Source organism: Streptomyces roseoviridis, from assembly GCF_039535235.1.
Taxonomy (GTDB): domain Bacteria; phylum Actinomycetota; class Actinomycetes; order Streptomycetales; family Streptomycetaceae; genus Streptomyces; species Streptomyces roseoviridis.
Genome location: NZ_BAAAWU010000001.1, coordinates 2009776 through 2034699 on the forward strand (window position 1 = coordinate 2009776; position 24924 = coordinate 2034699).

27 protein-coding genes are annotated in these 24924 nt (G+C 71.6%); 2 read left to right on the forward strand and 25 right to left on the reverse strand.

From position 1 onward, the window contains the following. Positions 1 to 15 precede the first annotated feature (15 nt). The 7 genes from ABD954_RS08940 to rpsB all read right to left on the reverse strand — a co-directional run bounded on the left by ABD954_RS08940 (position 16) and on the right by rpsB (position 7175). Positions 16 to 1143 carry a thiamine ABC transporter substrate-binding protein gene (locus ABD954_RS08940; protein ID WP_345485343.1) on the reverse strand — a complete coding sequence of 376 codons (1128 nt, stop codon included), beginning with the start codon at positions 1141 to 1143 and terminating at the stop codon, positions 16 to 18. A gap of 238 nt (positions 1144 to 1381) precedes the next feature. Then, a complete protein-coding gene (gene rlmN / locus ABD954_RS08945) occupies positions 1382 to 2494 on the reverse strand; it encodes a dual-specificity RNA methyltransferase RlmN (protein WP_345485344.1) in 1113 nt (370 codons plus the stop codon). Positions 2495 to 2662: 168 nt separating this feature from the next. Beyond that, positions 2663 to 3769, reverse strand: coding sequence for a phosphatidate cytidylyltransferase (locus ABD954_RS08950; protein WP_345485346.1), 1107 nt, complete (start codon positions 3767 to 3769; stop codon positions 2663 to 2665). After that, positions 3769 to 4326, reverse strand: a complete 558-nt coding sequence (gene frr / locus ABD954_RS08955) for a ribosome recycling factor (protein ID WP_345485347.1) — start codon at positions 4324 to 4326, stop codon at positions 3769 to 3771. The genes ABD954_RS08950 and frr overlap by 1 nt, the downstream gene beginning before the upstream one ends. A gap of 95 nt (positions 4327 to 4421) precedes the next feature. Beyond that, on the reverse strand, positions 4422 to 5186 hold the full coding sequence (pyrH, locus tag ABD954_RS08960; protein WP_345485348.1) for a UMP kinase: 765 nt from the start codon (positions 5184 to 5186) through the stop codon (positions 4422 to 4424). A 159-nt stretch (positions 5187 to 5345) separates the two neighbouring features. Then, positions 5346 to 6182, reverse strand: coding sequence for a translation elongation factor Ts (tsf, locus tag ABD954_RS08965; RefSeq protein WP_345485349.1), 837 nt, complete (start codon positions 6180 to 6182; stop codon positions 5346 to 5348). A gap of 111 nt (positions 6183 to 6293) precedes the next feature. Continuing rightward, positions 6294 to 7175 carry a 30S ribosomal protein S2 gene (rpsB, locus tag ABD954_RS08970; RefSeq protein ID WP_345485351.1) on the reverse strand — a complete coding sequence of 294 codons (882 nt, stop codon included), beginning with the start codon at positions 7173 to 7175 and terminating at the stop codon, positions 6294 to 6296. Between the two features lie 253 nt (positions 7176 to 7428). Here rpsB and ABD954_RS08975 point away from each other — a divergent pair, with 253 nt between their 5' ends. Further along, the gene (locus ABD954_RS08975; protein WP_345485352.1) at positions 7429 to 7905 is read left to right on the forward strand and encodes a M23 family metallopeptidase; all 477 of its coding nucleotides are present in this window, start codon (positions 7429 to 7431) and stop codon (positions 7903 to 7905) included. Positions 7906 to 7989: 84 nt separating this feature from the next. Here ABD954_RS08975 and ABD954_RS08980 read toward each other — a convergent pair whose 3' ends face one another. From ABD954_RS08980 to ABD954_RS09060, 17 genes are all read right to left on the reverse strand, one after another. Next, positions 7990 to 8550 carry a TetR/AcrR family transcriptional regulator gene (locus ABD954_RS08980; protein ID WP_345492047.1) on the reverse strand — a complete coding sequence of 187 codons (561 nt, stop codon included), beginning with the start codon at positions 8548 to 8550 and terminating at the stop codon, positions 7990 to 7992. Between the two features lie 57 nt (positions 8551 to 8607). Then, a complete protein-coding gene (whiG, locus tag ABD954_RS08985; RefSeq protein ID WP_345485353.1) occupies positions 8608 to 9444 on the reverse strand; it encodes an RNA polymerase sigma factor WhiG in 837 nt (278 codons plus the stop codon). A 227-nt stretch (positions 9445 to 9671) separates the two neighbouring features. Next, on the reverse strand, positions 9672 to 11033 hold the full coding sequence (dprA, locus tag ABD954_RS08990) for a DNA-processing protein DprA (protein WP_345485354.1): 1362 nt from the start codon (positions 11031 to 11033) through the stop codon (positions 9672 to 9674). Continuing rightward, complete coding sequence (locus ABD954_RS08995; RefSeq protein WP_345485355.1) at positions 11030 to 12643, reverse strand: YifB family Mg chelatase-like AAA ATPase; 1614 nt, start codon at positions 12641 to 12643, stop codon at positions 11030 to 11032. The genes dprA and ABD954_RS08995 overlap by 4 nt, the downstream gene beginning before the upstream one ends. Further along, positions 12643 to 13020, reverse strand: a complete 378-nt coding sequence (locus tag ABD954_RS09000) for a YraN family protein (protein ID WP_382746035.1) — start codon at positions 13018 to 13020, stop codon at positions 12643 to 12645. The genes ABD954_RS08995 and ABD954_RS09000 overlap by 1 nt, the downstream gene beginning before the upstream one ends. A 141-nt stretch (positions 13021 to 13161) precedes the next feature. Further along, complete coding sequence (locus ABD954_RS09005) at positions 13162 to 13470, reverse strand: DUF2469 domain-containing protein (RefSeq protein WP_005311352.1); 309 nt, start codon at positions 13468 to 13470, stop codon at positions 13162 to 13164. Positions 13471 to 13525: 55 nt separating this feature from the next. Continuing rightward, positions 13526 to 14128, reverse strand: a complete 603-nt coding sequence (locus ABD954_RS09010) for an NUDIX hydrolase (RefSeq protein ID WP_345485356.1) — start codon at positions 14126 to 14128, stop codon at positions 13526 to 13528. 4 nt (positions 14129 to 14132) lie between these two features. Further along, positions 14133 to 14963 carry a signal peptidase I gene (gene lepB / locus ABD954_RS09015; RefSeq protein ID WP_345485357.1) on the reverse strand — a complete coding sequence of 277 codons (831 nt, stop codon included), beginning with the start codon at positions 14961 to 14963 and terminating at the stop codon, positions 14133 to 14135. Between the two features lie 66 nt (positions 14964 to 15029). Further along, entirely contained in the window at positions 15030 to 16163 is a 1134-nt protein-coding gene (gene lepB, locus ABD954_RS09020; RefSeq protein WP_345485358.1) for a signal peptidase I, read from the reverse strand. After that, positions 16153 to 17295 (reverse strand): signal peptidase I, encoded by a 1143-nt coding sequence (gene lepB, locus ABD954_RS09025; RefSeq protein ID WP_345485359.1) that lies wholly within the window; start codon positions 17293 to 17295, stop codon positions 16153 to 16155. The genes lepB (ABD954_RS09020) and lepB (ABD954_RS09025) overlap by 11 nt, the downstream gene beginning before the upstream one ends. Continuing rightward, entirely contained in the window at positions 17288 to 18199 is a 912-nt protein-coding gene (lepB, locus tag ABD954_RS09030; protein WP_345485360.1) for a signal peptidase I, read from the reverse strand. The genes lepB (ABD954_RS09025) and lepB (ABD954_RS09030) overlap by 8 nt, the downstream gene beginning before the upstream one ends. A gap of 39 nt (positions 18200 to 18238) precedes the next feature. After that, positions 18239 to 18589 (reverse strand): 50S ribosomal protein L19, encoded by a 351-nt coding sequence (gene rplS / locus ABD954_RS09035; RefSeq protein WP_128977504.1) that lies wholly within the window; start codon positions 18587 to 18589, stop codon positions 18239 to 18241. Positions 18590 to 18718: 129 nt separating this feature from the next. Next, positions 18719 to 19540 carry a tRNA (guanosine(37)-N1)-methyltransferase TrmD gene (gene trmD / locus ABD954_RS09040; RefSeq protein ID WP_345485361.1) on the reverse strand — a complete coding sequence of 274 codons (822 nt, stop codon included), beginning with the start codon at positions 19538 to 19540 and terminating at the stop codon, positions 18719 to 18721. After that, on the reverse strand, positions 19540 to 20169 hold the full coding sequence (gene rimM / locus ABD954_RS09045) for a ribosome maturation factor RimM (RefSeq protein WP_345485362.1): 630 nt from the start codon (positions 20167 to 20169) through the stop codon (positions 19540 to 19542). The genes trmD and rimM overlap by 1 nt, the downstream gene beginning before the upstream one ends. Positions 20170 to 20245: 76 nt before the next feature. Then, complete coding sequence (locus ABD954_RS09050) at positions 20246 to 20485, reverse strand: RNA-binding protein (protein WP_005311361.1); 240 nt, start codon at positions 20483 to 20485, stop codon at positions 20246 to 20248. Positions 20486 to 20487: 2 nt separating this feature from the next. Continuing rightward, a complete protein-coding gene (gene rpsP, locus ABD954_RS09055) occupies positions 20488 to 20934 on the reverse strand; it encodes a 30S ribosomal protein S16 (RefSeq protein WP_345485363.1) in 447 nt (148 codons plus the stop codon). Between the two features lie 154 nt (positions 20935 to 21088). Then, complete coding sequence (locus ABD954_RS09060) at positions 21089 to 21682, reverse strand: hypothetical protein (protein WP_345485364.1); 594 nt, start codon at positions 21680 to 21682, stop codon at positions 21089 to 21091. A 359-nt stretch (positions 21683 to 22041) separates the two neighbouring features. Here ABD954_RS09060 and ABD954_RS09065 point away from each other — a divergent pair, with 359 nt between their 5' ends. Continuing rightward, positions 22042 to 22767 (forward strand): class I SAM-dependent methyltransferase, encoded by a 726-nt coding sequence (locus ABD954_RS09065; protein ID WP_345485365.1) that lies wholly within the window; start codon positions 22042 to 22044, stop codon positions 22765 to 22767. 193 nt (positions 22768 to 22960) lie between these two features. Here the strand turns inward: ABD954_RS09065 and ftsH are convergent, their stop codons facing one another. Continuing rightward, complete coding sequence (ftsH, locus tag ABD954_RS09070) at positions 22961 to 24898, reverse strand: ATP-dependent zinc metalloprotease FtsH (RefSeq protein WP_345485366.1); 1938 nt, start codon at positions 24896 to 24898, stop codon at positions 22961 to 22963. Between the last annotated feature and the right edge of the window lie 26 nt (positions 24899 to 24924).

Below are 24924 nucleotides of genomic sequence, written 5' to 3' on the forward strand. Positions count from 1 at the left end.
GGCGGCCCCGGCGGACTACTTCAGGACGAGCGAGGTCCACTGCCCGATCCACTGCTCGCGCTTCTCGGCGATCTTCTCCGGCGCCATCGTCTCCGGCTTGTCGATCACCACGCCGTGCTTGGTGAACAGCTCGGGCAGCGTCGCGTCGTTCGTGACCGGGTTGACGAACATCTGCAGCGGCATGTCGTCCTGGAACGTCTTGGAGATCAGGAAGTCGATCAGCGCCTTGCCGCCCTCGGGGTTCTTCGCCCCGTTCAGCAGACCGGCGAACTCGGTCTGCCGGAAGCAGGTGCCGGTGGACACGCCGGTGGGGGCCACCTTGGGCTGCGGCTCGGAGTAGAGCACCTCCACCGGCGGGGAGGAGGCGTAGGAGACGACGAGCGGACGGTCGCCCTTGGCCTTCTTGCCGCCGGCGGATCCGGAGAACTCCTGGTTGTAGGCGAGCTCCCAGCTGTCGACGGTCTTCACGCCGTTGGCCTTGAGCTTCTTCCAGTAGTCCTGCCACCCTCCCCCGGAGGCTTCGCCCTGGGAGGTGCCCCCATCGCCGTACTTCGCGGCGGTGCCGAGCAGGAAGCCGAGGCCCGGGGAGGAGCGCTCGGGGTTCTCGACGACGAGGAGGTCCTTGTACGCGGGCTTGGCCAGGTCGTCGAAGGTCTGCGGCGGAGCGAGCTTCTTGTCGGCGAAGTACTTCTTGTCGTAGTTGACGCAGATGTCGCCGGAGTCGACCGGGGTGACCCGGTGCTGCTCCTTGTCGAGCCGGAGCGCGGCGGGGATCCGGTCCAGGCCCTTCGCCTCGTACGGGACGAAGATGCCGTTGTCGAGGGCGCGGGACAGCAGGGTGTTGTCGACGCCGAAGAAGACGTCGCCCTGGGGGGCGCCCTTGGTGAGGATCTCCTTGTTGACGGCCTCGCCGGCGTCACCGCTCTTGAGCACCCGGACCGTGAAACCGGTCTGCCGGGTGAACTCGGCCAGGACCTCCTTGGAGGCGTTGAAGGAGTCGTGGCTGACCAGGGTGACGGTCTTGGGCGCGGGACCGCCGCTCTTGCCGGCCGCGTCCCGCGCGTCGTCGGTGCCGCAGGCGGCGAGCGTGGTGACGCCGAGCGCCGCGACGAGCGCGGCGGCGGCTGCCTTCGTGGTGTTCACGTGAATTCCTCCTGGGGTTGACCAGGAAGAGACGCGGCCCTGCCCGCGGCCGGGGACACCGGACGCGGGCAGGGCGCAACAGCTCGAGTTACGACCGAACTTCCTACCCAGAATGACCTGGGCGAGGTTCAGAGGGTCTGCGGCCACGGTGCTCGACTTCCCAGCATGTGCCGCACTCTCAGCGCTGTGGCGCTCCCCTGTCGGAATATGCAGATGTGTTCGAGCTCAGACTACAAGGTCAGCGTTCGGCGGCCGCGAGCTGTCCACAGGCACCGTCGATCTCCTGCCCGCGGGTGTCGCGGACGGTGACGGGCACGCCGTGCGCGGCGATGGCCTCGACGAACGCCTTCTCGTCCTCGGGACGGGACGCCGTCCACTTCGAGCCGGGCGTCGGGTTGAGCGGGATCAGGTTGACGTGCACCCGCTTGCCCTTCAGCAGCCGGCCGAGGAGGTCACCCCGCCACGCCTGGTCGTTGATGTCCCGGATCAGCGCGTACTCGATGGAGATCCGGCGCCCCGACTTCTCCGCGTACTCCCACGCCGCGTCGAGGACCTCGCGGACCTTCCAGCGGGTGTTCACCGGCACCAGGGTGTCGCGCAGCTCGTCGTCGGGCGCGTGCAGCGAGACCGCCAGCCGGCACTTGAAGCCCTCGTCGGCGAACCGCAGCATGGCCGGGACCAGACCGACCGTGGACACCGTGATCCCGCGCTGCGACAGGCCCAGGCCGTCGGGCTCGGGGTCCGTGAGCCGGCGGATCGCGCCGACGACCCGCTTGTAGTTGGCCAGCGGCTCGCCCATCCCCATGAAGACGATGTTCGACAGCCGCGCCGGGCCGCCCGGCACCTCGCCGTCCCGCAGCGCGCGCATACCGTCGACGATCTGGTGCACGATCTCCGCCGTCGACAGGTTCCGGTCCAGACCGGCCTGGCCGGTGGCACAGAACGGGCAGTTCATGCCGCAGCCGGCCTGCGAGGAGATGCACATGGTCACCCGGTCCGGGTAGCGCATGAGCACCGACTCCACGAGCGTCCCGTCGTGCAGCCGCCACAGCGTCTTGCGGGTGGTGTCGTCGTCGCACGAGACGTGCCGCACGACCGACATCAGATCGGGCAGCAGCTCAGCGGCCAGCTTCTCGCGCGAGGCGGCGGGGATGTCGGTCCACTGCGCCGGGTCGTGCGCGTACCGGGCGAAATAGTGCGTGGACAGCTGCTTGGCGCGGAACGGCTTCTCGCCGATCGCGGCGACCGCCTCCTTCCGCTCGGCGGGCGTGAGGTCGGCCAGGTGCCGCGGGGGCTGCTTGGCTCCGCGCGGGGCGACGAAAGTGAGTTCTCCGGGAAGCGGGCGGGCCACGGCGGGTGTCTCCTCAGTACGACGAGGTCCGACATCCCCGCGGCGGCGGGAAGCACGGCAACACGGTGCCGAAGCCAGGAGACCTCACTGGACCGTCCCCGCGGTGGCGGGGACTGCGAAGGGCCCGCGACACCAGGCCGCGAGCCCTTCCAGAGTACCTGCTGTCCGTCAACCGCTTCCGACGAACAGCACCAGCAGCAGCCACACCACCGGCGCCGTCGGCAGCAACGAGTCCAGCCGGTCCATGATCCCGCCGTGGCCCGGCAGCAGCGTGCCCATGTCCTTGATGCCGAGGTCACGCTTGATCATCGACTCGCCCAGGTCGCCCAGCGTCGCGCTCGCCGCCACCGCGAGGCCGAGCAGGAGCCCCTGCCACCACAGGCCGCCGTCGATCAGGAACTCCATGCACAGCGCGCCCGCCGCCATGGCGAACGCGACCGCGCCGAGCAGACCCTCGCGGGTCTTGCCGGGGCTGATGCGCGGGGCCAGCTTGTGCCGGCCGAAACGCCAGCCCACCGCGTACGCGCCGGTGTCGCTGACCACGGTGAGGACCAGGAAGGTCAGCACCCGCCACGGGCCGTCGTCGGCCGTCAGCATCAGGGCCACGAACGTCGCCAGGAACGGCACGTAGAAGGCCGCGAAGACCCCCGCCGTGACGTCCTTCAGATAGCCCTCGGGCGGCTCCGTCATCCGCCACACGAGCACCGCGAGAGCCGTGAGCGCCATCGCCACCCACGCGCCCTCCGGCCCCCGCACGTACCCGGCGACGACCATCGCCGCACCGCCGAGCGCGAGCGGGACCAGCGGAGCCTTGATGCCCTTGCGCTCCTGGAGGCGGGAGGTCAGCTCCCACAGGCCGACCACGACGGCGACCGCTATCACACCGACGAACGCCGGCTTCCAGATGAACAGCGACGCGATGATGACGGCGCCGAGACCGAGACCGACTCCTATGGCCGCACCCAGGTCACGGCCCGCACTCTTCTTCTGCCGCGGCTTCTGCCGGGGCGAAGGCGCAGGCGCGGGCTGGGACGGGCTGGACATGGGCTCCTGCGGATGCTCGTGCGGCGTCTCGTCACGGAACAGGGGACCGCCCGGCTGAGCGGCCCCCCGGTCGTGATCGTCCTGGTTGTCGCCGGCGGGATCGGACACGATGGGCATGGGCCGAGTCTGCGCCGCCCGCCGCCCTTCGTAGGCGGGACCCGCCGGGGCAGGCCCCTGGTCGGGCCCCCCGAAGCCGGAACCGGCCGGGGCCCTCCAGGAAGAGTCGTTCATCAGACCTCGAGCAGCTCGGCTTCCTTGTGCTTGAGCAGCTCGTCCACCTGCGCGACGTACTTCGCGGTGGTGTCGTCGAGCTCCTTCTCCGCGCGGCGGCCCTCGTCCTCGCCGACCTCGCCGTCCTTGACGAGCTTGTCGATGGTCTCCTTGGCCTTGCGGCGCACGGAGCGGATCGAGATCTTGGAGTCCTCGGCCTTGGTCTTGGCGACCTTGATGTACTCCTTGCGGCGGTCCTGGGTCAGCTCGGGGAACACCACCCGGATGATGTTGCCGTCGTTGCTCGGGTTGACGCCGAGGTCCGAGTCGCGGATGGCCTGCTCGATGTTGCGCAGCGCGCTCTTGTCGAACGGGGTCACCACGGCCATGCGCGGCTCCGGCACCGAGAACGACGCCAGCTGGTTGATGGGCGTGATCGCACCGTAGTAGTCGGCCACGATCTTGTTGAACATCGCCGGGTGCGCACGGCCGGTGCGGATCGCGGCGAAGTCCTCCTTGGCGACCACGACGGCCTTCTCCATCTTCTCCTCGGCCTCGAGGAGGGTCTCTTCGATCACCACTTGCTCCTGCGTGTCGTCGCGTTGTGTCCTGCACGGTGTACGACCGGCAGGGCTCTGTCCATCCCCCCTCGCGGGGCGGTTCCCGGTTCGGGTCAGGCCCGGGTGCCCTGGTCGCTCACGAGCGTGCCGATCTTCTCACCCTTCACCGCGCGCGCGATATTGCCCTCGGCGAGCAGTTCGAAGACGAGGATCGGAAGGTTGTTGTCACGGCACAGGGTGATCGCGGTGGCGTCGGCGACCTTCAGGTCGCGCGAGAGCACCTCGCCGTACTCCAGCGCGTCGAACTTGACCGCGTCCGGGTTGGTCTTCGGATCGGAGTCGTAGACCCCGTCGACGCCGTTCTTGCCCATGAGCAGGGCCTCGGCGTCGATCTCCAGCGCGCGCTGCGCGGCGGTCGTGTCGGTGGAGAAGTACGGCATGCCCATACCGGCACCGAAGATGACCACACGGCCCTTCTCCAGGTGGCGCACGGCACGCAGCGGAATGTACGGCTCGGCGACCTGCCCCATGGTGATGGCGGTCTGGACGCGGGAGTCGATGCCCTCCTTCTCCAGGAAGTCCTGGAGGGCGAGGCAGTTCATCACGGTACCGAGCATGCCCATGTAGTCGGAGCGGGCCCGGTCCATGCCGCGCTGCTGGAGCTCGGCGCCACGGAAGAAGTTGCCTCCGCCGATCACGATCGCGATCTGGGCGCCGTCGCGGACGACAGCGGCGATCTCGCGCGCGATGGCGTGTACGACATCCGGATCGACCCCGAGGCCGGTGCCCCCGGAGAAAGCCTCACCGGACAGCTTCAGCATGAAGCGGCCGGCCATTTTGCCGTTGTTGTCGTCGCCCTGTGCGGCGCCCTGATTCATTGGAGATCTCCTCGTGCACATACGAAGAAGGCCATTGCCCTGGGGTCCTTGCGGTTTCCCGTACGGCAATGGCCTCCTCGTCAGATCTGCGGCCGTCCGGCGCGTACGCCGGCGGCTGCCTCAGACCCTACCGGGGTCCGGTGTCCGTTGCGTACGGACTCAGATGCCGACCTTGATGCGGGTGAAGCGCTTCAGGGTGACACCGGCCTCGTCCAGGATCTGCTGGACCGACTTCTTGTTGTCAAGGGCGTACGGCTGACCGAGCAGCGTGGCGTCCTTGAAGAAGCCGTTCACACGACCCTCGACGATCTTGGCGATCGCGGCCTCGGGCTTGCCCTCGGCGCGGGTGGTCTCCTCGGCGATGCGACGCTCGGACTCCACGACGTCGGCCGGGACGTCCTCGCGGGTGAGGTACTTCGGGGCGAACGCGGCGATGTGCTGCGCGACACCCTTGGCGACCTCGGCGTTCTCCTTGTCGAGCTCGACCAGGACACCGATCTGCGGCGGCAGGTCGGGCATCGTGCGGTGCATGTACGCGGAGACGTAGCCGTCGGCGTACTGCGCGAAGCGGTCCAGGACGATCTTCTCGCCGAGGTTGGCGTTGGCCTCGTCGACGTACGCCTGCACGGTCTTGCCGGGCTCGATCTCGGAGGCGAGCAGCGCCTCGATGTCGGCCGGGGAGGTCTTGGCGACGTGCGCGGCGAGCGCGTTGGCGACGGCCAGGAACTTCTCACCCTTGGCGACGAAGTCCGTCTCGCACTTCAGCTCGACCAGGACGCCGGAGGTGTTGTCGTCGGCGATGAGGGAGACCACGGCGCCGTTCTCGGCGGAGCGGCCCTCGCGCTTGGCGACACCCTTCTGGCCCTTGATGCGCAGGGCCTCGACGGCCTTGTCGACGTCGCCGTCGGCCTCGTCCAGGGCCTTCTTGCAGTCCATCATGCCGGCGCCGGTGAGCTCGCGGAGCTTCTTGACGTCAGCGGCGGTGTAGTTCGCCATGAGTCTTTTTCTCTCTCGAAGTCTGAAAGATCGGGCGGGTCCACGGGTGGACGGCGGGAGCAGCACGTGCCCCCGCCGTCATCACCCGAAGGTCCTCAGGGACCGGAAGGGTCAGGCCTGCTCGGCGTCGGCGGCCGGAGCCTCGGCGGCAACCTCGGCCTCGGCGGCCGGAGCCTCGGCAGCGGCCTCGGCGGCCGGGGCCTCGTCAGCCTTCTTGTCGCCCTCGAGCAGGTCGCGCTCCCACTCGGCGAGCGGCTCGCCGGCGGCCTTCTCGCCCGGCTTCGAGTCACCGGTCGCGGCGCCGGAACGGGCGATGAGGCCCTCGGCGACGGCGTCGGCGATCACGCGGGTGAGCAGGGTGACGGAGCGGATCGCGTCGTCGTTGCCCGGGATCTTGTAGTCGACCTCGTCGGGGTCGCAGTTGGTGTCGAGGATCGCGACGACCGGGATGTGGAGCTTGCGCGCCTCACCGACGGCGATGTGCTCCTTCTTGGTGTCGACGATCCAGACGGCGCTCGGCACCTTCTGCATCTCGCGGATACCACCGAGGGTCTTCTCCAGCTTGGCCTTCTCGCGGGAGAGGACCAGGAGCTCCTTCTTGGTGAGGCCGGAGGCGGCCACGTCCTCGAAGTCGATCTGCTCGAGCTCCTTGAGGCGCTGCAGACGCTTGTAGACGGTCGAGAAGTTGGTGAGCATGCCACCCAGCCAGCGCTGGTTCACGTACGGCATGCCGACACGCGTCGCCTGCTCGGCGATGGCCTCCTGGGCCTGCTTCTTCGTACCGACGAACATGATGGAGCCGCCGTGCGCGACGGTCTCCTTGACGAACTCGTAGGCGCGGTCGATGTACGACAGCGACTGGAGCAGGTCGATGATGTAGATGCCGTTGCGCTCGGTGAAGATGAAGCGCTTCATCTTCGGGTTCCAGCGACGGGTCTGGTGACCGAAGTGGACGCCGCTCTCCAGCAGCTCCCGCATCGTGACGACGGCCATGGCCGTATCTCCTTGGGTTTCTCGGTTGTTTTCCTGACGCCCCGGCGCGCCGTGCCACGAAGGACCGAAAGGCGCTGCCACCCGCCAGAGACCGGTGGCGGGGCGTGCGAAGTCGACCCGGTGACCCGGGTCGCCATGGAAAGTGTACGGGACCCCGGGGGCACCGGGTGACGGCGCTGTCCACAACCCGGGAGTTGTCCACAGATCCGCCCCGCGCCCGTCGCGGACCCCGCCCGCCGGGCAACCTGCCGTCATGCACTCCACGACGACACTCCTGCTCGCCCTCCCCCTCGCCCTGGCCACCGCCGTCTGGCCCGTCGGCCCGCCCCGGCCCGACGTCCTGCGCGGCTGGGAACCACCACCGGGCCCCTACGCCGCCGGCCACCGCGGCATCGACCTCGCCGCCCCACCGGGCACCCCGGTCCACGCCCCCGCCGCCGGCACCGTCACCTTCGCCGGCCCGGTCGGCGGCCAGGGCGTCCTCGTCCTCACCCTTACGGGTGGCGGCGCACCACCCCTGCGGACCACCTACGTCCCGGTCGACCCCCTCCTGCGCCCCGGCACCACCGTCCGCCCCGGCGACCTCCTCGCCCGCGTCAGCCCCGGCGGCCACTGCACACGCCCCTGCCTCCACTGGGGCCTGCTGCGCGGCGACACCTACCTGAACCCGCTCCGCCTGCTCGGCACGGGCCCGTCCCGCCTGCTGCCGCTGCACGGCGCACCGGACTGACACGACAGGGGGGACGGGGGGCGGGGCGGGGTGGGGGGGAGGGGGGGAGGGGGCCCCGGAGGTGAAGGGAAGGGGACAGGTGCCTCAGGTGCCGCGGATGCCGCCGAGGGCCATCGAGACGGCCGCGTCGGCGATGGTCGCCGGGTCCTCGGCGGCGCCGAGTTCGATGCGGCGGACGGCCGCGTCGACGACGCCCTGGAGGAGCATGGCCTCCAGGCGGGGCTGGGGGCGGCCGAGGGCGGTGAGGGCGTCGACGATCATGGTGACGAGGCCCCCGTGGGCGGCGCGGATCTTCTCGCGGGCGCCGTCGTCGAGCTCGCCGGCGGAGATCGCGACGACCGCGCGGTGCCGCCGGTCGCCGACCAGCTGGAGCTGGCTGCGGACGTACGCCTCGATCTTGCCCTCGGCGGTGTCGGCGGCGGCCATGGCGGCCTCGACCTCGGCGGCCCAGACGGGGAAGTCGACGGCGCAGAGTTCCTCGACCACGGCCGCGCGGGAGCGGAAGTACTCGTAGACCGAGGACCGGGCCAGGCCCGTGCGCTCGGCGAGGGCGGGGAAGGTCAGCGCCTCCGTACCGCCTTCGGACAGCAGGCTTCGCGCGGCGTCCAGCAGGGCGCCGCGCTGCATCGTCCGGTGCTCGGCCACGGAGGCCGCTCGAATCCTTGGCACGGCTCCACTGTACGACCGGTGGACCGGGGTGGGTCAGCGGCCCACGTCGGCCAGTTTGGCTCGAAGCTGGAGGACGGACTTGGTGTGGATCTGGCTGACGCGGCTCTCGGTGACGCCGAGGACGTGGCCGATCTCGGCGAGGGTGAGGCCCTCGTAGTAGTAGAGCGTGACGACGGTCTTCTCGCGCTCGGGGAGCGTGTTGATGGCCCGGGCGAGGAGCCGGCGCAGTTCGCGGTCCTCGGCGACCTCCACCGGGTTGTCGGCGGCGGTGTCCTCCAGGGTGTCCATGAGGGAGAGCCGGTCGCCGCCTTCTCCGCCGACGTGCAGGAGTTCTTCGAGGGCGACGACGTTGGCCAGGGACAACTGGCTGAAGACGGCGTGGAGTTCGTCGAGGGTGATGCCCATCTCGTCGGCGACCTCTGCCTCGGAGGGGGTGCGGCGCAGCTGTGCTTCGAGGGTGGCGTAGGCGCGTTCGACGTTGCGGGCCTTCTGGCGTACGGAGCGCGGGATCCAGTCGAGGGCGCGGAGTTCGTCGATCATGGCGCCGCGGATGCGGGTGATCGCGTAGGTCTCGAATTTGATGGCGCGTTCGACGTCGAATTTCTCGATGGCGTCGATGAGCCCGAAGACTCCGGAGGAGACGAAGTCGGCTTGTTCGACGTTGGAGGGCAGTCCGACGCTGACGCGTCCGGCGACGTATTTGACGAGGGGCGAGTAGTGCAGGATCAGCTGTTCCCGCAGCCGTTCGTCGCCGGTTTCCTTGTACGAGCGCCACAGCTCGTCGAGCGAGGTCGGTGCGGGTGGTCGCACGGTGCCCCGGGCTGCTGGGGGCACCGCAGCGCGGTCAGACCCGGAGGTGTGCTGGGGCATGCGTTGCCTTGAGCCGTTCTGCTGTCGGGTGCGGAGGAGTCGGTCCGGTCGCGGGGCGGGGGATCCTCGTGAGCGTAGCGTGAGTGGACGATCGCGGTGCGCGAACATCGGGGGTTGCCGCCGGTCCGGGTGGCCGGCGTCGTCCAGGTCTTCGAACGGGGGCCGTGGCGCGGGTCGGCCCCTCGGGTGCGGCCGAGAGAACTCGATTGCTCATCGGCCTCACCTTTTCACCCGATTGCGTCGGGTCGACAGGCGCCATGCCGGGTGTTCGAGCGTTCTGTGCGGGTGTTCGTCAACCGCCAGTGGTCCTGTCGTCGTTCGACGAACCCGAGGGAGTGGAGTTCGTAGAGCTTGGCGAGGGTGTGGTCGGGGTGGGTGCCGGCGCGGGCGGCGATGGTGGTGAGGGAGGCGGGCTCGCGGGCGGGGAGGGCTTCGAGGACGCGGGCGGTGTCGGGGGCGAGGAGGTCGCGGGGCAGGACGGGGCCGCGGCGGGGTGGGGCGAGGTCGCCGACGGATCCGACGAGTTCGATGATCTCGGCGGCGTCGGTGACGAGGGTGGCTTCGCCGCGGAGGAGTTCGTGGACTCCGGCGGACAGGCCGCTGGTGACGGGGCCGGGGACGCCCATGGTGTGGCGGCCGAGGCGGGTGGCGGCGCGGGCGGTGACGAGGGAGCCGCTGCGGTATTCGGCTTCGACGACGACGGTGCCGCGGGTGAGGGCGGCGATGACGCGGTTGCGGAGGACGAAGCGGCTGCGGGTGGGGTGGGCGCCGGGTGGGAGTTCGCCGATGATCAGGCCCTGTTCGGCGATGCGGCCGAGGAGGCCGGCGTGGCCGCGGGGGTAGGGGGTGTCGACTCCGCAGGCGAGGACGGCGATGGTGGCGCCGCCGCCGGCGAGGGCGCCGCGGTGGGCGGCGCCGTCGATGCCGAAGGCGGCGCCGGAGACGACGACCCAGCCGCGTTCGGCGAGTCCGGCGGCGAGGGTGGTGGCGGTGTGGGCGCCGTAGGGGGTGCAGGTGCGGGCGCCGACGAGGGCGACGGAGCGGAGGGCCCAGGTGCGGAGGGGGGCGGGGCCTCGGGTCCACAGGCCGATGGGGCGGGCGTCGCCGAGGTCGTCGAGTTGGGTGGGCCAGTCGGTGTCGCCGGGGATGAGGAAGTGTCCGCCGAGGCGGGTGATGAGGTCGAGGTCGTGTTCGGGTGTGGCGGTGCGGGCGCGGCGTCGCCAGGTGGCGATGCGGGCTTCTCCGGTGCCGGGGAAGTCGTCGGCGTGGGGGCTGGGGTCGGTACGGGTGGGGTGCGGGGGCTTCGCGGGTCGTCCGGGGCCGGGGTCGGGTGGTGCGGGGTGGGTGTGGGCGGGCCGGGGGCGGGGGTCGGGTGCTGCGGGGGGTGTGCGGGGCGGGGTGTCCGGTTCGGCGGGGTCCCAGGGGGTGGGGTGGCGTGGGGTGTCGTTCTGGTGGAGGAGGCGGAGGAGGTGGACTGCTCCGTGGCGGCGGAGGGCGCGGCCGGCGTGTTCGTCGCCGGGTTCGATGATGTGGGTGAGGGCGGCGCGGGCGAGGCGTTCGGCTTCGTGGTGGTGGGGTGTGGTGGTCATCGCCACTCCCCCGCCGCGACGGGGACGCCTCGGGTGATGCCGGTGCGCAGTTCGAGGGCGAGGGCGATGTCGTCGGCTTCGGGGCGGTCGTGTCCGGCGAGGTCGGCGACGGTCCAGGCGACGCGGAGGACTCGGTCGAGGCCCCGGGCGGTGAGCAGGCCGCGTTCGATGTCGCGTTCGGCGGCGGCGAGGGCGCCGGGGCGGGCGAGGAATCGGGTGCGGAGTTCGTGTCCGGGGATTTCGCTGTTGACGGTCCAGGGGGTGCCGTCGAGGCGGGCGGCCGCGCGGGCCCTGGCTTCGTGGACGCGGGCGGCGACGGTGGTGCTGGGTTCGCCGCGTCCGCCGTGGCCGAGGAGGTCGGAGCGGTGGACGGGTTCGACCTGGACGCGGAGGTCGACGCGGTCGAGGAGGGGGCCGGAGAGGCGGGCCTGGTAGCGGCGGATGAGGGAGGCGGGGCATTCGCAGCCGGCGCCGTGGAGGGTGTGCCGGCCGCAGGGGCAGGGGTTGGCGGCGAGGGCGAGCAGGAAGCGGGCGGGGAGGCGGACGACGCCGGCGGCGCGGGCGACGACGACGTGGCCGGATTCGAGGGGTTGTCGGAGGGCGTCGAGGGCTTTGGAGGAGAACTCGGGGGCTTCGTCGAGGAAGAGCACGCCGCGGTGGGCGAGGGAGACGGCGCCGGGGCGGGGCAGTCCGTTGCCGCCGCCGACGAGGGACTGCATGGTCGCGGAGTGGTGGGGTGCGCAGTAGGGCGGGCGGTGGACGAGGGGTTCGCCGGGCGGGAGGATGCCGGCGACCGAGTGGACGGCGGTGACTTCGAGGGATTCCTGGCGGGTGAGGGGCGGCAGGATGCCGGGGAGGCGTTCGGCGAGCATGGTCTTGCCTGCTCCGGGTGGGCCGGTCAGCAGGAGGTGGTGGCTGCCGGCGGCGGCGATCTCGAGGGCGCGGCGGGCGGTGTGCTGTCCGGCGACGTCGGCGAGGTCGGGTCCGTCGGTGGGGTCGGCGGCGAGTCCGGTGCCGATGCCCGCTCCGGGGACGAGGAGTCCGGCGAGCATGGGGTCGGGGCGGCCTTCTTCGTGGGGTTCTTCTTCGGGGACGGGTTCGTCGGTGAGGACGGCGATGAGCTGGCGCAGGCTGCGGATGCCGAGGACGGAGATGCCGGGGACGAGGGCGGCTTCGCCGGCGGTCTGTTCGGGGACGACGACCTGCCGGTAGCCGGCGTCGGCGGCGGCGAGGACGGCGGGCAGGACGCCGCGGACGGGGCGGACGCGGCCGTCGAGGCCGAGTTCGCCGATGAGGACGAGGTCGGCGATGGTGCGGGGGTCGATGCGTTCGGCGGCGCCGAGGACGGCTGCGGCGACGGCCAGGTCGAAACCGCTGCCTCCTTTGGGGACGGAGGCGGGGCTGAGGCCGACGGTGAGTTTCTTCTGGGGCCATTCGGCGTCGGAGTTGACGATGGCGGCGCGGACGCGGTCGCGGCTTTCGGTGAGGCTCTTGTCGGGGAGGCCGACGAGGGTGAAGGCGGCGACTCCGGCTTCCAGGTCTGCCTGGACCTCGACGACGACGCCTTCGACGCCGACGAGGGCGACGGAGCAGGTGCGGGCGAATCCCATCAGGCCACCCCTCGGGCGTGGGTGACGACGGGTGCGCCGCGGTGGGGCAGGACGACGCCGATGAGGTCGATGCGGACGTTTCCGCCGGGGGGTGGGCCGCCGTGGCGGTGGAGCCAGCAGGCGGCGAGGCGGCGCAGCCGTTCGGCCTTGCGGGGGGTGACGGCGGCCATGGGGTGTTCGTAGGCTCCGCCGCGGCGGGTCTTGACCTCGCAGACGACGAGGGTGTCGCCGTCGCGGGCGACGATGTCGATCTCTCCGGTGCGGCCGCATCGCCAGTTCCTGGCGATGACGTGCAGTCCGGTGGCGGTGAGCCGGCGGGCGGCGAGTTCTTCTCCGTACCGTCCGAGGGCTTCGCGGGCGGTTGTCGTGGCGTTCATTCGGTACCACCTCCGGCACCGACTGTGACGCACGGTGACGGAGCGTGTGCGAGCCTGTGGACAGGCGGCCCGCTGTGGATAACCGGGCCACCCTCGCGGGTGGTTCCGGCTTCGGTTTCCGTGCCGGCCGCGGCCGGGGCGTCAGCTGCCGGGGAGTTCGAGGTCGCTCTTGTTGAGCTCCTCGATGTTCACGTCCTTGAAGGTCAGGACGCGGACCTGCTTGACGAAGCGGGCGGGCCGGTACATGTCCCAGACCCAGGCGTCGGCCATGGAGACCTCGAAGAAGACCTCGCCCTGGACCGAGTGGACCTGCATCTCGTAGTCGTTGGTGAGGTAGAAGCGCCGCTCGGTCTCGATCACGTATTTGAACAGCCCGACGACATCGCGGTACTCCCGGTAGAGCTTCAGCTCCATCTCGGTCTCGTACTTCTCGAGGTCCTCGGCGCTCATGGCATGTTCCCCTTCAGCCGTGCGTCCCCCTATTGTGCGCCAGTCGTCCGGGCCCCTAAACGATTTCGGGGGCGAGAACGAGCGGCGCGCTCGGAGGTCCTTCGTCGAGCAGCGTCTGGAGCAGCTCGGCCAGTCTGTTGGGGTACACCGTCTCACGGGCCGCCGACAGTTCGGCGGAGGTCCACCACCTCAGCCCCGCGACGCTGCGGGCCTCCAGCTCGGTGAGGGCGGTGGGAGCGGTGGCGGTCTGGGTGGTGCGGGCGAGGTAGTACCACTCGTCCTGGTTCCAGCGGCGCCCGGCGAAGGGGAAGGAGCAGAAGCGCCGCCACAGCACCGGTCCGAGCCGGACGTCGGTGATGCCGGTCTCCTCGGTGAGTTCGCGCAGGGCGGCCTGTTCGCGGGTCTCCTCGCCCTCCAGGCCGCCGCCGGGTGTGAACCACCAGGTCTGGGCGGGGTCGTCGGGCTCGTAGCCGTGGAGGAGCAGGATGCGGTCGTCGGGGTCGAGCAGCACGACGCGTGCCACGCGGCGCGGCTCCACCGCCGGGGCGTCCGCACCACCGTCCGCGTACCCGGCGGCCTCCGCACCACCCCCGGCACCCCCGGCGCCCTCGGCCTCCCCGGCCGTCTGCTCGGCTCGCTCCTGTTCCGTTTCGCTCATGCGCTCAGCTCGCCTTCTGCCCGGGGCGCGCCTGCTGTCCGGCGCTGACCTGCTGCCCGGCGCTCGCCTTCCGTCCGAGCGCACGGGCCACCGGCCCGTACGCCGCTCCGCCCAGGATCAGTACACACCCGGCGACGATCGCGAAGAAGAGGAGGGCGATGGGGCCGGGCCGTGAGATGCCTCCGGGGAGGGCGGCGAACGGCGCGGGCCGCTCCACGACGCCCTTGGCGGGCCAGGCGACGGCGTCGACGCGGGCGACGACGGCCGAGCGCGGTACGGAGCCCCGCCCGGCCTCCTGGAGGTGGGCGCGGGAGTCCATCGAGGTGTGCCGCTCGTCGCCGAGCAGGAAGAGGTTCCCGGCCGGCACGGTGACCGAGAACTTCTGCCCGGAGGCGGGCTTTCCGGCCGGCAGATACGGTTCGTCGACGGGGGTGCCGTTGAGGGTGAGGCGGCCGTCGGCGCCGCAGCAGGCGACGGTGTCGCCGCCGACGGCGACGACCCGCTTGACCATGGTGACGTCGCCCCACAGCGGGTCCTGGAAGACGACGATGTCGCCGCGCTTCACGTCGGCACCGTCGACGCGCTGGGCGAGCACCTTGGAGCCGACGTCGAGGGTCGGTGTCATGGAGTCGCTGGGCACGGAGAACGGCTGGTAGAGCACGGCCGCGACGACGAATCCGCCGAGGAAGAGGACACAGCCGACGGCCACGGCCAGCCCCGACAGGACACTGCCGAGGCGGCCGCGGCCGGCCTTCGTACGCGGTGGGAGCGGCGGGAGCGGCGGGACGCGCCCGCCGCTCACGTCACTCGTGTCGTCGTTGGTGTCGACGCTCATGGGCACCTCGGAGGATCCGCGGGCCGTCCGTGCGACGGCCAGGGACCGCACCCTACCCGCGGGTCGCTACCCGGCGGTACGGGCGGAGCCCGCCGTCTCGCGCAGGGTGCGCCGCTTGCGCCGCCACAGCACCAGCGGGAGCGCGCCGGCGAGTCCGGCCGCGCCGGGGGCGACGGCGAGGGCCTGGCCGAGGCCCGGCTGGTCGAAGGTGTCGGGGACCGGAAGGGTGGCCCAGCGGGTCACCGGCCAGGCGATGACGACCGCGCGGCCGACGACCTCGTCGTTGGAGACGGTGCCGCCGCCGGGGAGCTCCATGTGGAAGCGGGAGTCGAGCGAGTTCTGGCGGTTGTCGCCCATGACCCAGATGCGGCCGTCGGGGACCTTGACCGGCCCGAAGGCGGGGTCGCAGGGCACCGAGCCGGGGTGGAGGTAGGCGCTCTCGTCCAGCTCCTTGCCGTTGACGACGACCTTGCCGCCCTCCTTGCAGGAGACGGTGTCGCCGCCGACCGCGATGACCCGCTTGATCAGGTCCTTCTCCTCGGCGGACGGCATGAGGCCGATGAAGCTGAGGACCTTCTGCAGGGCGTTCGGCTCGGGGGCCTTGCTCTCCTCGAGCCAGCCGCCCGGGTCGTGGAAGACGACGACCTCGCCGCGGTCGGGCTCGGCGCCGAACCACGGGGTGAGCTTGTCGACGAGGACCCGGTCGCCGCGCTGCAGCGTGTTCATCATCGAGTCCGAGGGGATCGAGAACGCCTGCACGAGGAAGGTCTTGATCAGCAGCGCCAGGACGAGCGCGATGCCGATGAGGAGGGGCAGTTCCTTCCAGAAGGAGCGCGGCCTTCTGGGGTCGCGGCCGTCGTGTCCTTCTCGGCCGGTGGTCTCGTCGCCACCGTCGCCGTGCCCCGCGTCCTGGCCCTCGCCCTGACCGTCACCCTGCCCGTCACCGTGTCCGTCGCGGTGTCCGTCACCGTCTCCGGGGACGGCGCCGGGGATACCGCCGGGCCGGAAGCCGTCACCGCGCCCGGATCCGTCGCCGCGCCCGGGTCCGTCGCCGCCGTCGGACGCTGTGCCGCCCGGCCCGCCGGAAGGCGCCTGGTGGCCCAGGTCAGGCCGCTGGTCGGAGCGCGGACCGCTTGGAGGATCGGCTGGCGGTTCGGTTCGCGGATCGGGGTCCTGGCGGCCCGTGGAGTCATCCGTCATGGCCGCCGCCGGTGCGGGCCGCTCGGGCCTCTTCTCGGGCTCGCCGTGTCCGGACCGTGCGCCGACGGCCAAATCCCCCACATCCACTCCTCACTCCGTGCAATCGCCCGTCCCAGGACAGGGACAGGCCCACCACTCCCATAACGAGCAGAAGTTCCGCAGGGGTCGGGAGCCAGGGCAATCCGTTCGTGTTCCGCTGGGACACACTATGCGACGGGCCCCCCGCCTCGGCCGCGCGCACCGCGCCGCCGTCCGGGACGGACGCGAACGCGGACCGCTCCTCCAGGCGCCGCCAGTGGCCCACGGGCCAGGCGATGACGACGGCGCGGCCCACCACCTGGTCCTCGGAGACGGTGCCGTGGTCCTTCTCGTCGAGGTGGAAGCGCGAGTCGGCCGAGTCGGACCGGTGGTCGCCGAGCACGAAGATCCGGCCCGGCGGGACCTTCACCTCGAAGGGGATCGTCGACGGCGCGTTCCCGGGGTGCAGATACGGTTCCTCCACCGGTACGCCGTTGACCGTGAGCCTGCCGTCCTCGCCGCAGCACTTCACGGTGTCCCCGCCGACCGCGACCACCCGCTTGATCAGGTCCTGCTCGTCGGCCGAGGGCAGCAGTCCGATGAAGGTCAGGGCCTGTTTGAGCTGCTTGACGCCGACGGGGTCGTCGGCCGGCGGCGCGGGGTCCTGCTGGAGCCAGTTGCCGGGGTCCCTGAAGACGACGACGTCGCCGCGCTGCGGGGTGGCCCCGAACCAGGGTGTCAGTTTGTCGACGAGCACCCGGTCGTCGATCCGGATGGTCTGCTCCATCGACCCGGAGGGGATGACGAAGGCCTGCACCAGGAAGGTCTTCAGGGCCAGGGCGATGAGGACGGCGACGGTGAGGAGGAGCGGGATCTCCGTGACGGCGGAGCGCCGCCGGCGCCGCTTGACCTTGCGGGCGAGTCTGCGCCGCTCGGCCCGCCCGTGCGGCGCACGGCCCTCGCCGCCGCTGTGTCGCCCCTCGCGGGGCCGCCGACCCCCGCCGCGGGTCCCGGTCTCGCCGCCCCGTCGGCCCTCGCCGCCGGCGCCGTCGCCGCCGCGCGGCCCGGGTCCGGCGGCCCGGCGGCCGGCGGGGGTCTTGCCCCGTCTACCCATGGCCGCCGGCGGTCCGTTCCGGTACGGCGTCGAAGGCGTCGGTGCCGGGCACGGTGGACCAGCGGCCGACCGGCCAGCCGATCCAGTCGGCGCGCCCGACGACCTTGTCGACCGGCACCATGCCTCCGCCGGGCCGGCCGAGGTGGTCGCGGGAGTCGCTGGACTGGCTGCGGTGGTCGCCCATCACCCAGAGGGTGCCGTCCGGCACCACGATGTCGAAGGGCACGTCGGAGGGACGGTCGCCCAGCATCACGTACGTCTCGGGTACGGGCACGCCGTTGACGGTGAGGCGGCCGTCCTTGTCGCAGCAGATCACCCGGTCGCCGCCGGTGCCGACGACCCGCTTGACGAAGTCGGTCTCGGCGGGTTCGGCGAGGCCGAGGGCGGCCGCGGCGTCCCGCAGCAGGCCGCTGACCGGGTTCCCCTCGGGCTGTCCCTGGACGAAGGACCCGGTGCCGTCGAAGACGACGACGTCACCGCGGCTCGGCTCGCCGCCGAAACGGTACGCCAGCTTGTTGACCAGGATCCGGTCGCCGACCCGGAGGGTGGGCTCCATGGAGCCGCTGGGGATGAGGAAGGGCTGCAGCACGAAGTGGCTGAACAGCAGCAGGAACACCATGCAGGCGCCGCCGATGAGTCCCGTGCGGCGCCAGGTCAGGAGCCCGGAGGGCGTGCCCCCCGCATCGTCGTCCCGTGCGCCTCCGTCACCGTCTCCCGCGACCTCGCCGTCACCTCGTACGGCCCGGTCACCGCCCCGTACCGCGTCACCGTCACCTCGTACGGCCCGGTCACCGCCCCGTACCGCGTCACCGTCCGTGCCCGTCCCGGAAACGCGCGCGGAGCGCGACCGCTCCTCCTCGCCGGAGGAGCGGTCGCGCTCCGTGTGCTGTGCTTCGGTGTCCATCGGGGGCAGAGCCTATCCCGCACCCCTGTGGGCCGGAGCTCAGTTGTCGCGCTTCTCCTTGATCTTGGCGGCCTTGCCGCGCAGCTCACGCAGGTAGTAGAGCTTGGCGCGACGGACGTCACCGCGGGAGACGAGCTCGATCTTCTCGAAGATCGGGCTGTTCACCGGGAAGGTGCGCTCGACGCCCACGGAGAAGGAGACCTTGCGGACCGTGAAGGTCTCAGAGACGCCCGAGCCCTGACGGCGGATGACGACGCCCTTGAACTGCTGGATACGGGAGCGGTTGCCCTCGATGACGCGAACGTGGACGTTCACGGTGTCGCCGGGGCGGAAGGCCGGGACGTCGGACCGCAGCGAAGCGGAGTTGACCTGGTCGAGCAGGGAGGCCATGGAGGTCTCTTTCCTCGCTGATGCCACAGGTCATCAGCGGTACGTACGAATGGTGAATGGGCGTCGTCCGTCTGTGGCGGGCGTCGTCCCCCCTGTGGCAGGGGCGCGCGCCGGACGTACGACAGCGGCCTATTCTTCCACGCTCTGCGGCCTGCGCCAAAATCGGCCACCGGGCTCGGGGGCCCAGCCCAGCATGGAGAGGATCTCGCGGTCCTTCTTGTCGAAGGCGGCGGGGTCGCAGCGCTCGATGAGGTCGGGCCGGTTGGCGGCGGTGCGGCGGAACGCCTCGTCCCGTCGCCAGCGTGCGATCTTGCCGTGGTGTCCGCTGAGGAGCACGTCGGGGATGGTGCGGCCGCGCCACTCGGGGGGCTTGGTGTAGACGGGCCCCTCCAGGAGGTTGGCCATGGCGCCCGGGGCGAAGGAGTCGTCCCGGTGCGACTCGGCGTTGCCGAGGACGCCGGGCAGGAGCCGGGCGACGGCTTCGGTGACGACCAGGACGGCGGCCTCTCCGCCGGCCAGGACGTAGTCGCCGATGGACACCTCGTAGACGGGCATCCGGGTGGCGTACTCGTCCATGACGCGGCGGTCGATGCCCTCGTAGCGGGCGGGCGTGAAGATCAGCCAGGGCCGCTCGGAGAGTTCGACGGCGAGCTCCTGGGTGAAGGGGCGGCCGCTGGGGGTGGGGACGACGAGGACCGGGCCGTGGGCGCCGGCCTCGTAGCCGTCGGAGAGGACCTGGTCGAGGGCGTCGCCCCAGGGTTCGGTCTTCATGACCATGCCGGGGCCGCCGCCGTACGGGGTGTCGTCGACGGTGTTGTGCCGGTCGTAGGTCCAGTCGCGCAGGTCGTGGACGTGCACGTCGAGGCGGCCGCGGGCGCGGGCCTTGCCGACGAGGGAGACGTTCAGCGGTTCCAGGTACTCGGGGAAGATCGTGACGACGTCGAGGCGCATCAGGGGGCGTCCTTCTGCACGTCGCCCTCACCGTCGGGGCCCTCACCGTCGGCGTTTCCGGCAGCGGCGGGCTCGGAAGCCTCGGCGCCGGCGTCGCGCGTGGAGGCGACGACGGCCTCGCTGTCGTCGATGAGGCCCGGCGGCGGGGCGATCACGGCCCGCTGGTTCTCCAGGTCGATCTCGGTGACGATCTCCGAGACGAACGGGACCATCACCTCGCTGCCGTCGGGCCGCTCCACGATGAAGAGGTCCTGCGACGGCAGGTGGGAGATCTCGGAGATCACGCCGATCTCGGTGCCGTCGGCGAGGACGACGTCGAGGTCGACGAGCTGGTGGTCGTAGTACTCGTCCTCTTCCTCGGGCAGCTCGTCGGGGTCGACGTCGGCGATGAGGAGGGTGTTGCGCAGGGCTTCGGCGGCGTTGCGGTCCTTCACGCCCTCGAAGCGGAGCAGCAGCCGGCCGCTGTGCACCCGGCCGGTCTCGATGGTGAGCGGCCCGACGGAGGCCGGGTCGGTGTGCAGGACGGCGCCGGGTCCGAGCCGCAGCTCGGGCTCGTCGGTCCGCACCTCGACGGTGACCTCGCCCTTGATGCCGTGGGCGCGGCCGATCCGTGCGACTACCAACTGCACTGGTGATCTCTCCTGTCGTACGGCAACGGGCCGGGGTGGGCGGTCAGCCCTCCCCGGCCCGTGCCGGTGTCAAACTTCAGCGGACCTGGTCCACGTCGACGAGGTCGACCCGGATGCCACGGCCGCCGATGGCGCCCACGACGGTCCGCAGCGCACGCGCGGTGCGGCCGTTGCGGCCGATCACCTTGCCGAGGTCGTCGGGGTGCACCCGAACCTCCAGCACGCGACCGCGGCGCAGGTTGCGCGAGGCGACCTGCACGTCGTCGGGGTTGTCCACGATGCCCTTCACGAGGTGCTCGAGAGCCTCCTCGAGCATGATCAGGCCTCGGTCGACTCGGTGGACTCGGCCTCAGCAGCCTCGTCCGCCTTCTTGTCGGCCTTCTTGGCCTTCGGGGTGATGGCCTCACCCTTGGTGTCGTCACCCTCGAGCGCCTTGGCGAACTCGTCGAAGGTGGCGCGCTTGGCTTCCTTGGTCGCCGGGGCGAGCAGCGGCTTCTCCGGAGCGGGGAGGCCCTTGTGCTTCTGCCAGTCGCCGGTGAGCTTCAGGATGGCGAGAACCGGCTCGGTCGGCTGGGCGCCGACGGACAGCCAGTACTGCGCGCGCTCGGAGTCGACCTCGATCTTCGACGGGTTGTACGTCGGGTGGTAGAGGCCGATCTCCTCGATCGCACGACCGTCCCGGCGGGTGCGGGAGTCGGCGACGACGATGCGGTAGTGCGGCTGGCGGATCTTGCCGAGGCGCTTGAGCTTGATCTTGACTGCCACTGGAGTGGTGTCTCCTGGTCTTGACGTGGTTGGGCACTTGAGATGCCACGTGGGGTTGCGGTACTCGGGTGCCCGATGGACGCGTCAGTCGGAGGAGAGAGGGGTCCTGTGCGACTGTCGAGTACAGCTAGCCATTGTGCCACACGCCGAGGGGTCAGCTCGCGGCGCCCACCGTCTCCGGAATGCGGAAGGGTTTGCCGCAGCCGCCGCAGACGATGGGGGCCTGGGCGAGCACCGAGGGGACCACGCGCACGTTGCGTCCGCAGTCGCAGACGGCCTTGACGCGCACGCCGCCGCCGGAGGAGCCGTGCCGGGCGGCCGGTCCGCGGAAGGAGCGCTTGGTGTCGGCGGCGGTGGCGACCGTGTGCGCCTTGAGGGCGCGCTGGAGCCGCTCGATGGTGGGCCGGTAGCGCCGCCTGGCCTCCGCGTTCAGGGTGACCAGGGAGAAGCCGCTGCTGGCGTGCGGTTCCTCCGGATGGTCCAGGCCCAGCTCCTCGGCGATCGCGAGGAATCTGCGGTTGTGGTAGCGGCCGGCGCGTGAGGTGTCGCGGACTCCTCGGGCGGCGGCGATGCCGTGGACTGCCTCGTGGAGCAGTCGCTCGAAGGAGAGCTCGGCGCCGCAGGCGGACGAGGACTCTCCGATCAGGGACTCGGGCGCGGCAAGGTCCGGCAGCTCGGGGTGGTGCCGCTGAATGTCGGCCCACGCCTGTGCCAGCTCTGCGGCGAGAACAGGTGGTGTCGTGCTCACGTCGGGTACAACGAGCCGGATCGCTTCCGGGTTCCATTCCGGGGCAACTCAAATATTTTGCACGTACCCGTCAGTCGGTACGGATGCGACCGGAGCTGGTGCACAGCGGCTCATACGCCCCGCGCGCGGTCGACTCACGCGCGCCGGGGGGACGGTGGAACGGACAGTACCGGGTGTCTGCCCGAACTCGGGCACCGACCCCTCCCCTCGGCCGAATATCGCCGGAGTGCGGCAGGCTCCGGGCGGAAGTCGCCCGGATCGGGGCGGAGTCGTCCGGCGCGAGCACTGGACGGGCGCCCGGATGCGCAGTTCCCTGGTTACGGGGGGTTGTCGTCCAGGCACGGATTGGGGCGCTTTCCATGACACCTACGCTCGTCCCGCACCACCCCGCGCGCGACTGGGCCGAGATCCAGGAACGCATGCTCGTGCCGCTCTACGAGGCGGTGTACGACCGGCTCGGCGTGGGCGCCGGGTCGCGGGTGCTCGACCTCGGCTGCGGCTCCGGTCTCGCGCTGCTGATGGCGGCGGCCCGGGGCGCGCGGGTGGCCGGCGTCGACCGGGACCACGCGCGCGTGGCGCTGGCCAGGGAACGTCTGCCGGAGGGGACGCCGTTGACGGCGGACCTGCCGCAGGACGGTCCCTACGACGTGGTCACGGCCTTCCACGGGACGGCCGCGCTCGGCAGGGACCCGGCTGCCCTCACCCGTTCGGCCCAGCGGGGCGCGGCGTTGGTGCTGGCCGGCTGGGGGCCGCCGGAGCGGTGCGCGACGACGTCGGTGCTGGGGCTCGCGGCGCGTCTGACCGGCTGGCGTCCGGCGCCCCGTGAGGACCTGGACGGGGCGGTCCTGGCGGCGGGGCTGCGCCCGGACGGCTCGGGCCGGGTGGCGTGCCCGTTCGGCTACGCCGATGCGGACAGCGCGGTGCGGGGGCTGCTGTCCACGGGCGAGTTCGACGCGGCCGTCCGGGCGACGGACCCGGGTCAGGTGGAGAAGGAGCTCCTGGAGGCGCTCGAACCGTACGTGCGCCCCGACGGCACGGTGTGGATGCCGAACGTCTTCCGGTACGTCATCGCCCGGGTGCCGTAGGGGGCGGGCGCCATGGGGGCGGGTGCCGTGGGGGGGGCGGGTGCCGCCGGCCCGCGGGCCCGGCGGTGCGGGGCCCCCGGGTGGGGTTCCGGCGTCCCGGGACCGGCTCCCCGTGGCCCGCTCCCCCAGGTCCCGTGCCCCCAGGTCCCGTGCCCCGTAGAGGCCCGGCACCCCCGAACCCCGCGCCTGCGGGTCACGCCTCCGCGGGCCCGGCGGGCGGTTGCTCCGTGCGGCGCGGGATGCCCGCCGCACGGTAGGCCGCGTCCTCTTCCAGGGTCTCGTTCTCCAGGAGGGCCTCGGCGAGGGCGTCGAGCCGGTCGCGGTGCTCGCGCAGCTGCCGCAGGGCGCTCTCGTAGCACTCGTCGACGATGCGGCGCATCTCCTCGTCGACGGCGTCGAGGGTGGCGGGTGCAGCCGACAGGCCGTACGCCTGCTGGGCGTCGCCGGGGATCGCGGTCAGCCGGCCGACGCGTTCGCTCATGCCCCAGCGGCCCGCCATGCCCCGGGCGATCTTCGTGACCTGTTCCAGGTCGCTCTCGGCGCCGGTGGTGATGACGCCGAAGACGACCTGTTCGGCCGCCATGCCGCCGAGCGCGCCGATGATCCGGCCGCGCAGGTAGTCCTCGGTGTAGGCGTACTTGTCGGACTCCGGGGTGGACAGCGTGACGCCGAGGGCCCGGCCGCGCGGCACGATGGTGATCTTGCGGACGGGGTCGGCGCCGGGCTGGAGCATGCCGAGCAGGGCGTGGCCGCTCTCGTGGTACGCGGTGCGCCGCCGCTCCTCGGGCGGCATGACCAGCGGCCGTTCGGCGCCGAGCTGCACCTTCTCCAGGGCGTCGGAGACGTCCGATCGGGTGACGGCCTTCTGCCGGCGCTTCACCGCGAGGAGGGCCGCCTCGTTGGCGAGGTTGGCGAGTTCGGCGCCGGTCATGCCGGGCGTGGTCTTGGCGACGTGTTCGAGGTCGACGTCCTCGGCGAGGGGGATCTCGCGGGTGTGGATGCGCAGGATGGCCTCGCGCCCGCCGCGGTCGGGCGGGTTGACGTGGACGATCCGGTCGAAGCGGCCGGGCCGGGTCAGGGCGGGGTCGAGGACGTCGGCGCGGTTGGTGGCGGCGAGGACGATGACGCCTTCGGAGCCGGTGAAGCCGTCCATCTCGGTGAGGATCTGGTTGAGGGTCTGTTCGCGCTCGTCGTGGCCGCCCATGCCGGCGCCCGCGCCGCGGGCCCGGCCGATGGTGTCGATCTCGTCGATGAAGATGATGGCGGGGGCGACCTTGCGGGCCTCGGCGAACAGCTCGCGCACCCGGGACGCGCCGACGCCCACGATCATCTCGATGAACTCGGAGGCCGAGGCGGAGAAGAACGGCACCCCGGCCTCTCCTGCGACGGCGCGGGCGAGCAGGGTCTTGCCGGTTCCGGGCGGGCCGGCGAGCAGCACGCCACGGGGCATCTTGGCGCCGAGCTCGCGGTAGGCGCCGGGGTTCTTCAGGAAGTCGACGACGTCGTTGAGCTCGCCCTCGACCTCGTCGATGCCGGCGACGTCCTCGAAGGTGGTGCGTTTGCCGCTCTCCAGCTCGACCGGCTTGGGCGGGGCCTTGCGGCCCAGCATGCCGCCGGCTCCGCCCAGGCCCGAGCTCATGCGGCGGGCGACGAACACCCACAGCAGGACGAGCAGCAGCATGGGGGCGAGCGAGATCAGCAGGTTGGACAGGAAGCTGCGTTCCTGGACGACCGGTTCGGCGGTGACGACGACCTTCTGCCGGGTGAGCTGGGCCCACAGGTCGTCGTCGGCGAAGGCGGGCCGCTGGGTGGTGAACTTGGTGTAGTCGCCCTCGCCGTCGGGGACCGGCTGCTTGTTCTTCAGCTGGCCCTGGATGGCGTCGCCCTTGGAGTAGATCTTGGTGACGTTGCCGGCGGCGACCTGCTTGTCGAACTCGGTGTACGAGATGGTCGGCCCGTCGCCCTCGTTGAAGAACGACAGCACGATGTTGGCGATGAGGTAGACGGCGAGCGCGGTGAGGATGAGACCGCCCCAGCCGCCGGGCATCTTCCTCTTCGCCGGCGGAGGCGGCGCCCCTTCCGAGCGCCAGGGCTGGTCGGTCCGGTCGCGCGGGGGTACGGGGTTGGCCACGGGCTCTCCTCGGGACAGCAGTGGCC

Excerpts from the sequence above, each read along its gene's own strand:
- dprA (WP_345485354.1), bottom strand. The coding sequence starts at position 11,033 with ATGACCACCACACCCCACCACCACGAAGCCGAACGCCTCGCCCGCGCC.
- lepB (WP_345485360.1), bottom strand. The coding sequence starts at position 18,199 with ATGGACACCGAAGCACAGCACACGGAGCGCGACCGCTCCTCCGGCGAG.
- ABD954_RS09000 (WP_382746035.1), bottom strand. The coding sequence starts at position 13,020 with ATGAACGCCACGACAACCGCCCGCGAAGCCCTCGGACGGTACGGAGAA.
- lepB (WP_345485358.1), bottom strand. The coding sequence starts at position 16,163 with ATGACGGATGACTCCACGGGCCGCCAGGACCCCGATCCGCGAACCGAA.
- ABD954_RS09050 (WP_005311361.1), bottom strand. The coding sequence starts at position 20,485 with ATGCTCGAGGAGGCTCTCGAGCACCTCGTGAAGGGCATCGTGGACAAC.
- lepB (WP_345485359.1), bottom strand. The coding sequence starts at position 17,295 with ATGGGTAGACGGGGCAAGACCCCCGCCGGCCGCCGGGCCGCCGGACCC.
- ABD954_RS08975 (WP_345485352.1), top strand. The coding sequence starts at position 7,429 with ATGCACTCCACGACGACACTCCTGCTCGCCCTCCCCCTCGCCCTGGCC.
- lepB (WP_345485357.1), bottom strand. The coding sequence starts at position 14,963 with ATGAGCGTCGACACCAACGACGACACGAGTGACGTGAGCGGCGGGCGC.
- rplS (WP_128977504.1), bottom strand. The coding sequence starts at position 18,589 with ATGGCCTCCCTGCTCGACCAGGTCAACTCCGCTTCGCTGCGGTCCGAC.
- trmD (WP_345485361.1), bottom strand. The coding sequence starts at position 19,540 with ATGCGCCTCGACGTCGTCACGATCTTCCCCGAGTACCTGGAACCGCTG.
- ABD954_RS08950 (WP_345485346.1), bottom strand. The coding sequence starts at position 3,769 with ATGAACGACTCTTCCTGGAGGGCCCCGGCCGGTTCCGGCTTCGGGGGG.
- whiG (WP_345485353.1), bottom strand. The coding sequence starts at position 9,444 with ATGCCCCAGCACACCTCCGGGTCTGACCGCGCTGCGGTGCCCCCAGCA.
- ABD954_RS09005 (WP_005311352.1), bottom strand. The coding sequence starts at position 13,470 with ATGAGCGCCGAGGACCTCGAGAAGTACGAGACCGAGATGGAGCTGAAG.
- tsf (WP_345485349.1), bottom strand. The coding sequence starts at position 6,182 with ATGGCGAACTACACCGCCGCTGACGTCAAGAAGCTCCGCGAGCTCACC.
- rpsB (WP_345485351.1), bottom strand. The coding sequence starts at position 7,175 with ATGGCCGTCGTCACGATGCGGGAGCTGCTGGAGAGCGGCGTCCACTTC.
- ABD954_RS09010 (WP_345485356.1), bottom strand. The coding sequence starts at position 14,128 with ATGAGCGAAACGGAACAGGAGCGAGCCGAGCAGACGGCCGGGGAGGCC.
- ABD954_RS09065 (WP_345485365.1), top strand. The coding sequence starts at position 22,042 with ATGACACCTACGCTCGTCCCGCACCACCCCGCGCGCGACTGGGCCGAG.
- ABD954_RS08995 (WP_345485355.1), bottom strand. The coding sequence starts at position 12,643 with ATGGGATTCGCCCGCACCTGCTCCGTCGCCCTCGTCGGCGTCGAAGGC.
- pyrH (WP_345485348.1), bottom strand. The coding sequence starts at position 5,186 with ATGAATCAGGGCGCCGCACAGGGCGACGACAACAACGGCAAAATGGCC.